Source organism: Sodaliphilus pleomorphus, assembly GCF_009676955.1.
GTDB classification, from domain to species: domain Bacteria; phylum Bacteroidota; class Bacteroidia; order Bacteroidales; family Muribaculaceae; genus Sodaliphilus; species Sodaliphilus pleomorphus.
In genome coordinates this window covers 2,269,785-2,281,807 of the sequence record NZ_CP045696.1, presented here as the reverse complement: position 1 = coordinate 2,281,807, position 12,023 = coordinate 2,269,785, and the positions used below count along the sequence as shown (strand labels likewise).

Here is a 12,023-nt window from a genome sequence, read left to right as displayed (position 1 = left end):
CATTGCCGTGCGCTGCTCTCTCCTCTGGTACTGCCGACGGGGCGGTTCTCGGAGGCTGGGCATTCGTGTCGGCCGCCCATCGGGCTTGGTGGTGTCGCCTTGATTTCCACTCCCTGCGTGCCCTGTGCCGTGCCGCCTGATGTGGCGGGAGGTGTGGCGTGCTGCCTGATGTAGCGTTGCCCTCGCGTCGTGCCTGATGTGTGCCATAACAAATTTTTAGAGTCACTTTTTTCTTTACACCGCAAAGCTACGGCCTGGCTTTGGCCTTGCAAGGTCATGCGCTGTTTCGGCCGAAATCTCCACCCCTGCGGGTAGTATTTAGCCCAGAAAACCTTGCCGGCTTCGCGCTTTCGGCTCGTGACAATGCTGTGTAAATAAAAAATTTTATTCACTCTCAAAATTTCTATGTTATGATACACATTTCAAACACTTCCGCTTTCGAGAACAACAACAACATCTTCATGGTAGCTCGCTACACCTACATCCCCACCACCATTCAGGCCGATGGCAAGGCTTGGGGCATCCGCAAAAAGGTGTGGAAATTCAAGGATGGCGACACCGCCACTTCAAGTGAAGTCGCCCGATGGGTCAGCACGACACTCGACGAGTCGATGCCCGACCTCGAGAACTGCACCTTCGTCTGCATACCTGCAAGCACCGAGGAGAGAACACAGATGCGCTACGAGCAATTTTCCGCCGAGGTGTGCCGCATGACGCAGATGGCCAACGCCTACAAGCACATCAAGGTTGAGGGTGAGCGCCTCGCTATCCACGAGCACAAGGTGTGCAAAACCATCTCCAAGGTGCAAGTCCTCAAGTTCGACCGCCGTTTCTTCAATGGCCGCAAGGTGGTCATCTTCGACGACGTGATCACCAAGGGCACAAGCTTCGCCACCATGGTTGACTACCTCGAGGAACTGGGCGCAACGGTGGTGGGCGGCATCTTCCTCGCCGCCACCGCCTTTCAGCACAACAAGGCCTGACTCACCGGCCTCCCACCCACGGGAGGCTTTTTTATGCTCGATGTTAATAAATTGTTGAAATCTAAAATATTTTGTTGATAATTCAGGAATAAGCATTACCTTTGCCACCACATAGAAATCAAAAGAGTGCCATCGTTATGATGGTTTGACGGTCAGCTTGCTGTGAAGCAGGCTGATTTCTTGTGGACAATATTTGCGTAGTCCAAAATAAGGACTTACATTTGCAACATCTAAAACCCATCGTTTCTATGTGCAGATTTCTCGTTAATATATTGTTGGTGCTGTGCTTCGCCCTGCCGTCGTGGGCCGAAGATGTGCCATTGCGCATCGACAGCACTTTTTGTTATGATGGCGTACCCAAGGAGGATCTTGCCGAAGTGGTGAAGACGTGGTTGCACAGCCGTCGCGACATGGCATGGGCATTTACCGAGACTCATGCGGAAGATGACCGCATTGTGTTTACTGGACCGAAAGACAGTTTCAAGGACTATGTGCGCATCAAACATCTCTTCCTTGCGGCTGCGAGCGACAATATGTATTACTCATTCCAGATTGCGGTCAGAGATGGCGTGGTGCGTGTGTGGTTTACTGATTTTTCATATCAAAATGCCAACCATCCGCAGTTTGTGCTTTGCGTTGACAAGCCGAAGATGAGTGCTGTCAGCAAACCGGTGTATAGTCGTGCAATGAAATTTGCCCTCAAACGCTACCCCGAGCGGATATCCTCGCTTCACGCCGCACTCGATGAAGCCTTCAAAGAACCCGAGCCGCTATGGCCCATCTTTAACCGATAGCATATCGCCTCAGAAACCATCTATCCGCGACGGCTCCTGAAATATGTTCTTCAACATATTTCCCACTTTTCTTGAGAAAAATTTTGGCCATTCCAAAACTTTGCCACTCCATTCTTTGTATCTTTGTACACTCAATTATATGGTTTCTATGGATAAGGTACTTAATTTTGTGGCCATCGACTTCGAGACGATGACGGCCGAGCGCACCAGCGCTTGTGCAGTGGGCATGGCTAAAGTAGTCAACCACGACATCCAACAAAAGTTTTACTCGCTCATCAATCCCATCCCTGACAACCGAGAGCACAACAACTCCAACATTCACGGCATCACTCCAGAGATGGTTGCACTGTCTCCAACATTCGCGCAAATTTTCCCCATCATGGCACAGTTCATCGGCAACTTCCCTATCGTGTGTCACAACCGCGGGGCCGATATCAATATCCTGCAGCGCTGCATGCAGTATTACGGCCTGCAAGGCATCAACACCGAGAACAATATTTGCACCTACGAACTAACAAAAATGTCGCTCGAGGATTGTTGCAGGTATTATCATATCAACATGGGCTGCCACCACGATGCCCTTGACGATGCTATAGCTTGCGCAGAGGTGCTGCTCGCCTATCAAGGCGACGTCATGGCCGACACCTTTCACGGCAGCATCGACAAGGCAATCCAACAATTTGCCTACAAAAAATATGAGCACGATACGCTCGTGCCGCTTGAAGATGAAAAGGTCTCCAACCAAGATACGCCATTTTTCCATGCCTCGGTGGTTATCACCGGCACTTTCAGAGCCTATCCCAACCGCAACGAGCTGGGCAAGCAACTACAAGCCCTGGGCGCGAACATCAATACCGCCATAACTCGCAAAACCACAGTCGTAGTAATGGGCAACGAAGCCGGGCCGGCAAAAATCAAAAAAATTGAAGAATTACGAGCAAAAGGTCATGAGATAAGATTAATATACGAAGAAGAACTCAAACAAATCCTGCATTATGGAGAAGACTGAAATCATCAAAATCATCGAACAGGTTAACGACTACCGCTTCAAGCGCATGCGTCGTGACAATCTGAAGTGGCACTTGGATCTTGACACAAGCCGAGGATACAAGAGCCTGGCAGAGAGCAGGGTAAAGTTGTTGGCCGAAGCACAGAAAGACCTTGATGCCATTGAGCCTGAAATGAGTAAGATCATTATGGACATCAAGCAGCGTTTCGCCATGCACCCGCGAGATCAACAACTGCGTCTGATTTCGCTCTACATTGACTTGATTGAAATGGACCCGATGAAGATGGAAAAACATCGGCAGAAAATCAACTCACTGCGCCCGAAAGTGTTAGGCACGATGGACGAAATGGATCAAATCAGACAGCAAAACTCACTTTTTGACTGAAATTGTTTGGCCAGTACAAAACTTTGTCGTAGTTTTGCAGCGTCAAACTACGATAGCAGTGCTATCCCGATGAGCAGCGGATATTGCTCACATATCAAGCGGTGGGCTTTTTTTGTTGCCTCACCGGCCCAGCCCAACACGGCTGCCTTATCCAGATTTTTGCTCCTCGGGGTAACTATCGTAGTTTGACGACGGGATAACGGCAGCCGTTTTTTCTGCCCATAACAGTCAAACTACGATAAGCAATGAAAACGCAATCATTGACCCCAGCGAGCACCCAGCGCGTCAACGCCTGCTCGCCCATCAGCGCAGCCGCCTCGGTGGCACGCAAGTTCTTCACCTCAAAATCCATCGGAGCAATCCTGCTCAGCCTCGCCCTCGCGGCACTACTCGTCAATGCCGCAACAGGCCGCTACACCGCCATCATGGCCGCAACCGTCACCGCCTGGGCCCTGCACATGGCCATAGGCGCAGCTATCAACATCAAGGAAGGAGGCCAAAAATGAAAAGGAAGTTATTTATCGATGGCATGCACTGGGACAACATCCTTGCCTTGCCGTGCGTGCGCGGGATCGGCAAACGTAGCGACAACGAAATCGTGGTAAAGGTAAAAGTTGCTAAAGTATCTTACATTTATGCCGCTGTTGGCGATGCACTCGTCGAGGATGATGGGGGCAACTGGAGCATCGAAAGAAAGGAGGCAGAAAAATGACTAAGCAAATCACCTTCGAGCTGCGCCGCGGCTTTACACTCGACGATCACTTTGTGGGCACCTTCCATGACGCCCGCCTGCGCGGCAACCGCCTTGCTACACGCATGGGCAATGTAAGCCTCTATGCCTACAACGAAAAATTACGACGCTGGGAGCAGCTGGGCACCTTCCTCGGGCACATGCGCCTTATCGACCAATTCGGCGACAGTCACGTTATCAAAAACGATTACTCAGGCCTCGTCAAGGCCAGAAAGGAGGACGAACAATGAAAACTACAACCAACACCAATATCTACGACTTTGAGCTGCGCCAGCCCAATGGCATTCTCCTGGCCAGCTTTACCGGCTCGCTCGCCGAGTGCCACCAACGTGCAGACCGCCTGGCTACCGCACGCAAAACGCAGTTGACCTGCCACTACCGCCCAACCGCTTGCAACGGACGCTGGCGCAAAATGGGCACCTACCTGGGCTGCCAACGCATCGTCGATGGCTACGGCCGTTACCTCTGCATCTCTTCTACCCACACGCTCGTGATCCCCGGCACCGGAAAGGAGGTGACACTATGAACCGACAAGACTATCTCGACACGCTCGACACGTTTATCCACGACCCGCAAAGCGTGGGCTTCGACGAGAATATCATCCCGGTGGCTATGTGGCTGCGTGGCTTCATGCCCGGCGATGACGACCATAGCCCAGACAACAAGAGCAGCATGATGATCCGTGCGCTGCTGGGGGACATCGTTGACGTGAGTCTGAACGAGGTGTCGCGCCTGATGGTGCTCAACGGCTACTCGCTCAACCGCAGCAGCGCGAATCCGGAATGGATGCTGCAGCCCATCGGCGAAGTTCCCGACCCTGAATAGTCAATTTTGACCGCTACAAGGTGCCCATGGTGACATGAGGCACCTTTAGTAGTCACCTTTAACCAATAAATTACTTTTGGTTTCGATAACATATTATATATTTGCGATATTAAATTATTGAATTATGGGTATAATACTTAAAATTATCTTGGGCCTGGTGCTGCTGGCTGTGCTGGTAGTCGTGGTGGTGTTCGGGGCTCACTTCATCGCCATTGTTGCCCGCGAGTGGCGTTGGCGCAAGTTGACAACCGATGAATACAAGCAGCGCTATGAGCAGACGAAGAGCGACCGATGAGACGTGGCTTGCCGTGCCGCCGAGCGTGCTTGCCCGCGTGCTGTGCCGCCACTGCACTGCATGCGGCAAGCGTGACAGCCGCCGTGAGCATCCACTGCGCTGCCCGAGTGTGAAACGCTTCATCGCCGAGCTGCGCGACCGCACCCGCGGTCTGTGCTGACTGTCTTTTTAGCTGGTCAATATTGACCATAACTTTGCACTATGATTAATTTCAACGACATAGGCTCTTGGCACTTTGTGAGCGAGCTCGACGTGCTGGAGGTGACGGCTGCCGCCAATGTGGCGGTGAGCATCACCGCCAGCGACGGCTCGGTGCTGCTCAACGGCACCTATATCCCTGTGGGCGGCACGGTGCGTGTGTATCACCTGCGCAAGCTGCTGTCGCCGCTGATCATGGAGGTGACTGCGACATTCACCATCACGGTGAGCGGCGTGAGCAAGACGGTGCATGTGGTGCAAAGCCAAGTGGCCGTGAGTGAGGCGGCCGCCGACTTCCTGCCGTCGTTCTTCCTGAGTACGGTGATGAGCGAGCGCGACACCGCTGTGGGGCGCAAGGAGCTGCTGACGATGCTTCCCATTGAGGCGACGCTGCCCACGGTGCAAGCCGTGTGCAGCTACTGGAACGGCAGCGCCGTGGTGACCGCCGGCAAGACTGTCGCAACCACCGGCATGACCGCCAACACTCCCTTCGAGATTGATGTGAGCGCAGCGCAGTTTGTCGACACCACGCTGGGCACGCTGGTGGGCTACACCGTGACGTGCGGTGAGCGACGCATGGCCTACCGTGTGCGGCAGCTGCCCACTGCCGAGGTGGCGATGCTGATGCGCAACGCCTTCGGCGCGTGGGAGGCGGTGTACTTTGCCGGCATGACCGAGCAGAGCCCCGAATACACGCGTGAGACGGCACTGGTGAACGGCCGTCTGCGATTATATAACCTGGAGGAGACCGACACCCGCAAGTGCTATACGGGGTCGCTGCGCCCCAGTGGTGTGACGCTGACGCGTGACCTTGCCCGCAGCCGCGACGTGGTGCTGCTCGAGCGTGGTGTAGCCAGCGACGAAGTGGTGGTGACCGCCGTCGACGTTAAGCACACCAGTGCCGACAACGACATTGCCGACATGACGGTGACGTGGCGCCGCAGCTCGCTGCTGAGCGCGCGACTGGTGCCGGTGCGCACTCCCAAACTGTTTGACGAGACATTCGATGAAACCTACAACTAACAAGGGCGTAATTCATATCAAGGATGCCATTGTGCTGCTTGAGGCTGGCTATCCTTGCGACCTGCGCTTGTGGAAGCTGAGCACGGGCGACATCCTGCACTACCGCGGCGCGGTGTGCATAGGCGGCCACTGGCGGCGCGGCACGCACCGCGTGCGCCTGCCGGAGAGCGGCTTGATACGTGAGTTCCGCGATGTGACCCTATTCGAGATTAACAATATGACCATATACAGATGAAACGCGAAGACTTTAACATCAACCTGCCCAAAGGCGAGATATTCACCGTGGGCAAGAGCAAGGTGGCGGCGCTGATGAGCGAGGTGGGCAGCTCGGCCGACATCTTCGACGAGGACGGGTTGCCCTCGGTACGCAACCTGCCTCAGTATGACGGCAAATACCAGTATGTGCCGTTCGGCGGCGACGACCAGCTGCCGTTTGAGATTATCCGGCTCATTGGCGAGGATGAGATCATGAGCCAGAACAAACTGTTTAACGTGCTGACCTGCTACGGCAATGGCTTGCGCTACAACGACCCCGCCACTGGCGCGCCTACCACCGACCCAGACGTGAGCCGATGGATGTTCCAGAACTCGCTGCCGGAGTTTTTCCTGGAACAGGCCACCGACATGAAATACTTCTTCTTTGCCGTGGCTGTGCTCATCTTGAGCCGCGACGGTAAGAAGATTGTGCAGGTGCGTCACAAGGAGGCGTGCTACTGCCGCTTTGAGAAAGCCGACAGCCGCGGGCGCATCAACCATGTGTTCTATGCCAACTGGCGCGGCCAGCGCGGCTTGCAGGCCAAGGACATCGAGGTGATTCAGCTGCTCGACGAGAAAGACCCGCTGGGGCACCTGGAGGTGCTAATGGGCAAGGCTCCTGGCTGGGACGGACTGACCAAGGAGCGCACCAAGAACCGCAAGTTTGCCGTGCTGATGCGTTTTCCTACCCCCGGCTTGCAGTACTACCCTGTTCCATACTACACGGCAATCTTCCGCGGTGACTGGTTCGACATCAAGAAGCTCATCGGCACCGGCAAGAAAGCCAAGCTGCGCAACCACGCCTCAGTAAAGTACCAAGTGGAGGTGCATCGCGACTACTGGTATAACATCTGCGACGAGGAGAACATCACCGACCCGCTGAAGCAAGCAGAGCGTATCAAGCGCGAGAAGGAGAACATCAAGAACTTTGTGGCTGGCATCGAGAACAGCGGCAAGGTCTGGATCACGGGCTACTACATCGACCCCAACGGAAAAGAAAACAGGATGGTGCGCATCAACGTGATCGACGCAAGCAAGGAGGGCGGCGACTGGAGCGAAGACATCCAGGAGGCGGCCAACATGACTTGCTATGGCGACAACATACACCCGAACCTTGTGGGTGCCACACCGGGCAAGTCGCAGATGAACAACAGCGGCAGCGACAAGCGCGAGCTGTTCACGCTCAAGCAGAGCCTCGAAAAGTCGTGGCACGACATCATGCTCAAGGTACATTGGGTTATCATCTACTTCAACGGCTGGCAAGACCGTGCCGTGCCCGATGTGCCGCTGATCATGCTGACCACACTGGACCAAAAGACCGATGCCAAAGAAGTTTCACTGAACCAAGATAATAACGATAACAATGACGCGTAAAGAATTTGAATACTATGTGCCGAGTGCTGTGATGCCCGATGACACGTTGTTTGAGCGTATTGCCGAGCAGATGGGAGAGGGCGAGGCCGCGGTGAAGAGTTTGCTGGGCGGCGACCTGTATGCCGCCCGTGAGGAGAACCTGACGCTGCTGAACTTGTGCAACCGCATGGCTTGCCTGACGGCTTACAAGCTGGCGATTCCTCACCTTGACCTGGTGCTGACAGAGAACGGCTTCGGCGTGGTGAGCAACCAGAATGTGGCTCCTGCGAGTGCGGAGCGCGTGAACCGTTTGCGGCAGGCGGTGCAGTTTGCCCTTGACGACACGATCGATGAGCTGCTGGACCTGCTGCGTGGCAATGCGCAGTGGGTGGAGACCCATGTGGCGGTGGAAGTGTTCCGCAGCCTGGTGTGGAACGGCCGTCAGCAGCTGGTGTACTTCGGGGTGCCTAACGGGCACCGCTCGACGCTTGACGAGCTGCGGCCGAAGATCACGGCTGCCGAGGCAAAGGTGCAGCACTGCATCTCGCCGGAGTTCTACCATGAGCTGTGCGACGCTGTGCGTCTGCGCACGGCCACGGCTGAGCAGAACACGGCGATCCACAAGATACTGATGACGGTGGGCGCCGATGTGACCGAAGACCATGCGATGGCCCACTTCCACGTGAAGAAACTGGTGGAGTGGCTCGACGGCAACATCCGCACGTTCCCAACCTACGCCAACTCGACGGCTTACGCCGCCAACACGTTTGAACCCTACAAGAACGAGAAGGATGACCCGTGCTACTTTTTCGGTTGAGCAGAACCTGCTGCGACTGACGGTGCCGACCGGGTGGCACGAGTTGAGCCAGGGCGAGCTGTGCATGGCGCTGCGCTGTAAGGCCCGCAACGAGGAGCCGTGGCGGCAGCGGCTGGCTGTGCTGCTGCACTTGACAGGCATGAAGATCATCAGGCGTGAGGGCATCCACTGGGTGTGCAGCGTGCCGACGACCGAACAAAAGTCGCAACGATTCAACCTTGACCCCGAGCTGCTGCCGAGCATGCTTGAGCCCCTACAGTGGCTGGATGAGCCTGGCGGCCACCCCGTGCGTCCTGACAGACTGCGCGGCGTGGCTGCCCTTCCGGCACTGCTGCATGACGTTCCTTTCGGCACCTACCTGCAGTGTGAGAACTGCTACCAGGGCATCTTGCAGAACCAGAGCGAGGAGGCGGTGGCACACCTCGCGTCGCTGCTCTACCCCGGGCTGAAAGGACGGCTGGAGATGTGGGAGCAGCTGGGCGTGATACAATGGTGGGCGCAGGTGAAGACGCTGTTCTCGGCGCAGTGGCCCAACTTCTTCAAGCCCGGCGACGGCGGCAACGCAGCCGCGATGGTGGAGGTGATGAACAACCAAATCCGGGCACTGACAGGCGGCGACGTGACCAAAGAGGCGGAGATCCTGGCCATCGACACGTGGCGTGCGCTGACCGAGCTGGATGCCAAGGCCCGCGAGGCCGACGAGTTTAACCAAAAGATGAAGAAGAAATGAACGCACGACAACTCTTTGACTACATAGAATACTTCCGCTCGCTATGGCGACAGAACAAGCTGGCGCAGCAGGAGCAGTTCAAGTTCTGCACCTGCAGTGGCATCGAGACCCTGCAGGGACCGCTGCAGCAGTTCCGCACGGCCAACGCATTCTTCTGTGTGGATGAAACCAATGACGGTGCCACGTTCAGAGGCCGCAACGGCGGGTGGTTCAAAAAACGCACGGTGACGGTGTTCCTCATGCACCGCTACTCGATGAAAGACATGGCGACCTACACGGCAGCTCTGGCCAAGTGCCGCACGCTGCTGCGCCAACTGCTGACGCGCATGCTCGTGGACGAGGATGCACTGAGCAATGAGATGGTGTATCTGCGCACCGAGAGCGTGCTGAGCCGCGAGCTGGGGCAATATTTTCTGAACGGCTGCACGGGGCTCTACTTCATGGTAGAGGTCGCCGAACCTATTGACCTAACCTTTGACGCGACGGAATGGCAGAGCTGAACCGACAGGAGATAGAACGCCAACAGCAATTATGGGTTGACAACTGGGCGAAGCTGATGGTCCAAATATGGCAGGACAAGCTGCAGTACTGGAACATCCGCCGCACGGGTGCGCTGATGGGGTCGTTCACCGAGAGCGTGACCCACGACGGCTTGAGCGCCAACATCGTGATGCGCTTCCTTGCCTACGGCATCTATCAAGCCTATGGCGTGGGCAACGGCTACCGCCACGACAACGGCGGCGACCTGCCATTCCTGGGTGCCGCCTACCGCAAGGAGCACCGGCTGTACGTGCCTCGTAAGGTGGGTCCTGCCTGGGGCGGCTACTACACCAGCGGCGAGGCGAGGGAGAAGCGCGACTGGTTCTCGCCTAAGTTATTCGCGAGCCTGATGCGCATGAAGGAGACGATGGCGCACATGATAGGCGAGGAAGCCGCCGCAGTGATCTGCGAAGCCCTGGAAAACACTCGCAAAGCAATTGAGAAATTGCTAATTCCAATTAGAAGTGCAAAACTCTGCGGTGCATTAAAACATGAAAAACACCGCGGAGGTTTGCCTTGCGGCTGGGGGCGCGAAGCCCCCAAAGAGCATTGGCGGATAACTTAAGCAATACAAAAAAAGAGGAGATCTTTCGTTCCCCTCCCTAAGATTAATTAATTTTGTATTGTGATGTATAAACAATTAACCTCGGAGCAAAGATACACAATAAGTGTGCTACTCCAAACGAAATTCTCACTTAGTTTCATAGCCGAGACTATTGGTGTGTCAGTAAGCACGGTTTCTCGTGAGCGAAGGCGTAATTCTAATGCTAAAGGCGTTTATGACGCACGTACGGCCGTATTGAAAGTCAAACGACGCAAGGCCAGGACACCTGGCAATCGCCGTATCGCTCCCTATGTACGCAGCCGTGTTTTTGAACTTATCCGTAAGGAGCAGTGGTCGCCGGAGGAAGTCGCCGGATGGCTTGGCAAGAAAGAGGGCATCACGGTGTCCAAGTCAACCATATACAACTGGATAGCGGCCCTTTCCCCACATTACGGGGACAACATCCGAAAGCACCTCAGGCATGGAGGCAGACCAAGGCAAAAGTCCTTGCTTACCACCAAGGCGCATATTCCCAACCGCCTCTCCATTGACGAAAGACCGGAAACGGACTATGGACAGACCATAGGAGACTGGGAGATGGACACCATCGTAGGAAAGGAAGGCAAAGGTGCCATCGTTACTCTGGTTGAGAGGAGGAGCTGCTTTATGCTCATGGAGAAACTCGATACGGGAAAGCAGGCCGTTCCACTGGCATATGCCGTGGTGAGACTCATACGGGAGAGCGGGTTGCCTGTAAGGTCGATAACGACAGACAACGGGCCGGAGTTTGCCGCACACGAAATCATTGCGAGGGAACTTAACACGAAAGTTTACTTCGCACATCCGTACTGCTCGTGGGAGAAGGGAGCTATCGAGAACATGAACGGGCTCATCAGGCAATATATTCCGAAGAAGACGGACTTTAGGGGAATTTCAAGGCTATATGTCAAGAGCATCATCGAAAAATTAAACAACAGGCCAAGAAAGAAAAACGGATTTCGAAAGCCCAAAGACATGATTAAAGAAAAATAGCGTAACTTTGCACTTGCTTCTGGAATCCGCCAAATAAACAACGACTGTTAATTAATTAAAAATAAATAAATATTTTAACTTACACTTTGTGTATATTAAATTTGTTATATATTTTTGCAACAAATTTTGAATCGTGTGCTTTATGAAAATATTTTTCAAGAGCAAAAAACTGCAAAAATTATGTGAAGATCAAAGAAAACTTTTCAAGGCATTTGGGCGGATCCGATCCGAGAAATTGTTGACCCGTCTTGATGACTTGTATGCCGCAGAGACTCTTGAGGACACCCGCCACCTGCCAGGTCACTATCATGAGCTTGTCGGTAACAGAAAGGGGCAATGGGCTTGTGACCTGGATCAACCTTTCCGGTTGATATTTGAGCCTACAGAGAAGCCCATTCCAACAGACGATAGCGGCAAGTATGTTTGGACAGCGATAGAAATCATAGACATTATTGAGATTGCAGATTATCATTGACTAATAACAATAAC

The 12,023-nt window shown here is 54.3% G+C and carries 20 protein-coding genes; all 20 read left to right on the top strand.

Annotated features, from left to right (window positions below):
* Window positions 1–410 precede the first annotated feature (410 nt).
* Window positions 411–983 (top strand): phosphoribosyltransferase, encoded by a 573-nt coding sequence (locus GF423_RS09335; RefSeq protein WP_154328100.1) that lies wholly within the window; start codon window positions 411–413, stop codon window positions 981–983.
* 248 nt (window positions 984–1,231) lie between these two features.
* The gene (locus GF423_RS09330; protein ID WP_154328099.1) at window positions 1,232–1,777 is read left to right on the top strand and encodes a DUF4468 domain-containing protein; all 546 of its coding nucleotides are present in this window, start codon (window positions 1,232–1,234) and stop codon (window positions 1,775–1,777) included.
* A 148-nt stretch (window positions 1,778–1,925) separates the two neighbouring features.
* Window positions 1,926–2,786, top strand: coding sequence for an exonuclease domain-containing protein (locus GF423_RS09325; RefSeq protein ID WP_206113210.1), 861 nt, complete (start codon window positions 1,926–1,928; stop codon window positions 2,784–2,786).
* Complete coding sequence (locus GF423_RS09320; RefSeq protein ID WP_154328097.1) at window positions 2,773–3,171, top strand: hypothetical protein; 399 nt, start codon at window positions 2,773–2,775, stop codon at window positions 3,169–3,171. Before GF423_RS09325 ends, GF423_RS09320 begins: the two co-directional genes overlap by 14 nt.
* A gap of 245 nt (window positions 3,172–3,416) precedes the next feature.
* Window positions 3,417–3,677: a hypothetical protein gene (locus GF423_RS09315; protein ID WP_154328096.1), complete on the top strand. Its 261-nt coding sequence runs from the start codon at window positions 3,417–3,419 to the stop codon at window positions 3,675–3,677.
* Window positions 3,674–3,883, top strand: coding sequence for a hypothetical protein (locus GF423_RS09310; protein WP_154328095.1), 210 nt, complete (start codon window positions 3,674–3,676; stop codon window positions 3,881–3,883). Before GF423_RS09315 ends, GF423_RS09310 begins: the two co-directional genes overlap by 4 nt.
* Complete coding sequence (locus GF423_RS09305; RefSeq protein ID WP_154328094.1) at window positions 3,880–4,152, top strand: hypothetical protein; 273 nt, start codon at window positions 3,880–3,882, stop codon at window positions 4,150–4,152. The genes GF423_RS09310 and GF423_RS09305 overlap by 4 nt, the downstream gene beginning before the upstream one ends.
* The gene (locus tag GF423_RS09300) at window positions 4,149–4,448 is read left to right on the top strand and encodes a hypothetical protein (RefSeq protein ID WP_154328093.1); all 300 of its coding nucleotides are present in this window, start codon (window positions 4,149–4,151) and stop codon (window positions 4,446–4,448) included. Before GF423_RS09305 ends, GF423_RS09300 begins: the two co-directional genes overlap by 4 nt.
* The gene (locus GF423_RS09295; RefSeq protein WP_154328092.1) at window positions 4,445–4,747 is read left to right on the top strand and encodes a hypothetical protein; all 303 of its coding nucleotides are present in this window, start codon (window positions 4,445–4,447) and stop codon (window positions 4,745–4,747) included. Before GF423_RS09300 ends, GF423_RS09295 begins: the two co-directional genes overlap by 4 nt.
* Window positions 4,748–4,871: 124 nt before the next feature.
* Window positions 4,872–5,042, top strand: coding sequence for a hypothetical protein (locus GF423_RS09290; RefSeq protein WP_154328091.1), 171 nt, complete (start codon window positions 4,872–4,874; stop codon window positions 5,040–5,042).
* Window positions 5,017–5,202: a hypothetical protein gene (locus GF423_RS09285; protein WP_154328090.1), complete on the top strand. Its 186-nt coding sequence runs from the start codon at window positions 5,017–5,019 to the stop codon at window positions 5,200–5,202. Before GF423_RS09290 ends, GF423_RS09285 begins: the two co-directional genes overlap by 26 nt.
* Window positions 5,203–5,243: 41 nt before the next feature.
* The gene (locus tag GF423_RS09280; protein WP_154328089.1) at window positions 5,244–6,263 is read left to right on the top strand and encodes a hypothetical protein; all 1,020 of its coding nucleotides are present in this window, start codon (window positions 5,244–5,246) and stop codon (window positions 6,261–6,263) included.
* A complete protein-coding gene (locus GF423_RS09275; RefSeq protein ID WP_154328088.1) occupies window positions 6,247–6,498 on the top strand; it encodes a hypothetical protein in 252 nt (83 codons plus the stop codon). Before GF423_RS09280 ends, GF423_RS09275 begins: the two co-directional genes overlap by 17 nt.
* Complete coding sequence (locus GF423_RS09270; protein WP_154328087.1) at window positions 6,495–7,892, top strand: hypothetical protein; 1,398 nt, start codon at window positions 6,495–6,497, stop codon at window positions 7,890–7,892. Before GF423_RS09275 ends, GF423_RS09270 begins: the two co-directional genes overlap by 4 nt.
* A complete protein-coding gene (locus GF423_RS09265) occupies window positions 7,882–8,688 on the top strand; it encodes a DUF6712 family protein (protein WP_154328086.1) in 807 nt (268 codons plus the stop codon). Before GF423_RS09270 ends, GF423_RS09265 begins: the two co-directional genes overlap by 11 nt.
* Entirely contained in the window at window positions 8,663–9,418 is a 756-nt protein-coding gene (locus tag GF423_RS09260; RefSeq protein WP_154538330.1) for a hypothetical protein, read from the top strand. The genes GF423_RS09265 and GF423_RS09260 overlap by 26 nt, the downstream gene beginning before the upstream one ends.
* The gene (locus GF423_RS09255; RefSeq protein WP_154328084.1) at window positions 9,415–9,918 is read left to right on the top strand and encodes a hypothetical protein; all 504 of its coding nucleotides are present in this window, start codon (window positions 9,415–9,417) and stop codon (window positions 9,916–9,918) included. The genes GF423_RS09260 and GF423_RS09255 overlap by 4 nt, the downstream gene beginning before the upstream one ends.
* 56 nt (window positions 9,919–9,974) lie before the next feature.
* Window positions 9,975–10,523, top strand: a complete 549-nt coding sequence (locus GF423_RS09250; protein WP_154328083.1) for a hypothetical protein — start codon at window positions 9,975–9,977, stop codon at window positions 10,521–10,523.
* A gap of 63 nt (window positions 10,524–10,586) precedes the next feature.
* The gene (locus tag GF423_RS09245) at window positions 10,587–11,534 is read left to right on the top strand and encodes an IS30 family transposase (protein WP_154326857.1); all 948 of its coding nucleotides are present in this window, start codon (window positions 10,587–10,589) and stop codon (window positions 11,532–11,534) included.
* Window positions 11,535–11,676: 142 nt separating this feature from the next.
* Window positions 11,677–12,009 (top strand): type II toxin-antitoxin system RelE/ParE family toxin, encoded by a 333-nt coding sequence (locus GF423_RS09240; RefSeq protein ID WP_154328082.1) that lies wholly within the window; start codon window positions 11,677–11,679, stop codon window positions 12,007–12,009.
* Window positions 12,010–12,023 lie beyond the last annotated feature (14 nt).

What these genes read in the sequence shown, in the direction of transcription:
- GF423_RS09300 (WP_154328093.1), top strand. Translation starts at nt 4,149, where the DNA reads ATGAAAACTACAACCAACACCAATATCTACGACTTTGAGCTGCGCCAG.
- GF423_RS09330 (WP_154328099.1), top strand. Translation starts at nt 1,232, where the DNA reads ATGTGCAGATTTCTCGTTAATATATTGTTGGTGCTGTGCTTCGCCCTG.
- GF423_RS09335 (WP_154328100.1), top strand. Translation starts at nt 411, where the DNA reads ATGATACACATTTCAAACACTTCCGCTTTCGAGAACAACAACAACATC.
- GF423_RS09285 (WP_154328090.1), top strand. Translation starts at nt 5,017, where the DNA reads ATGAGCAGACGAAGAGCGACCGATGAGACGTGGCTTGCCGTGCCGCCG.
- GF423_RS09310 (WP_154328095.1), top strand. Translation starts at nt 3,674, where the DNA reads ATGAAAAGGAAGTTATTTATCGATGGCATGCACTGGGACAACATCCTT.
- GF423_RS09250 (WP_154328083.1), top strand. Translation starts at nt 9,975, where the DNA reads ATGGTCCAAATATGGCAGGACAAGCTGCAGTACTGGAACATCCGCCGC.
- GF423_RS09305 (WP_154328094.1), top strand. Translation starts at nt 3,880, where the DNA reads ATGACTAAGCAAATCACCTTCGAGCTGCGCCGCGGCTTTACACTCGAC.
- GF423_RS09265 (WP_154328086.1), top strand. Translation starts at nt 7,882, where the DNA reads ATGACGCGTAAAGAATTTGAATACTATGTGCCGAGTGCTGTGATGCCC.
- GF423_RS09325 (WP_206113210.1), top strand. Translation starts at nt 1,926, where the DNA reads ATGGATAAGGTACTTAATTTTGTGGCCATCGACTTCGAGACGATGACG.
- GF423_RS09290 (WP_154328091.1), top strand. Translation starts at nt 4,872, where the DNA reads ATGGGTATAATACTTAAAATTATCTTGGGCCTGGTGCTGCTGGCTGTG.
- GF423_RS09240 (WP_154328082.1), top strand. Translation starts at nt 11,677, where the DNA reads ATGAAAATATTTTTCAAGAGCAAAAAACTGCAAAAATTATGTGAAGAT.
- GF423_RS09255 (WP_154328084.1), top strand. Translation starts at nt 9,415, where the DNA reads ATGAACGCACGACAACTCTTTGACTACATAGAATACTTCCGCTCGCTA.
- GF423_RS09245 (WP_154326857.1), top strand. Translation starts at nt 10,587, where the DNA reads ATGTATAAACAATTAACCTCGGAGCAAAGATACACAATAAGTGTGCTA.
- GF423_RS09320 (WP_154328097.1), top strand. Translation starts at nt 2,773, where the DNA reads ATGGAGAAGACTGAAATCATCAAAATCATCGAACAGGTTAACGACTAC.
- GF423_RS09280 (WP_154328089.1), top strand. Translation starts at nt 5,244, where the DNA reads ATGATTAATTTCAACGACATAGGCTCTTGGCACTTTGTGAGCGAGCTC.
- GF423_RS09270 (WP_154328087.1), top strand. Translation starts at nt 6,495, where the DNA reads ATGAAACGCGAAGACTTTAACATCAACCTGCCCAAAGGCGAGATATTC.
- GF423_RS09295 (WP_154328092.1), top strand. Translation starts at nt 4,445, where the DNA reads ATGAACCGACAAGACTATCTCGACACGCTCGACACGTTTATCCACGAC.
- GF423_RS09260 (WP_154538330.1), top strand. Translation starts at nt 8,663, where the DNA reads ATGACCCGTGCTACTTTTTCGGTTGAGCAGAACCTGCTGCGACTGACG.
- GF423_RS09275 (WP_154328088.1), top strand. Translation starts at nt 6,247, where the DNA reads ATGAAACCTACAACTAACAAGGGCGTAATTCATATCAAGGATGCCATT.
- GF423_RS09315 (WP_154328096.1), top strand. Translation starts at nt 3,417, where the DNA reads ATGAAAACGCAATCATTGACCCCAGCGAGCACCCAGCGCGTCAACGCC.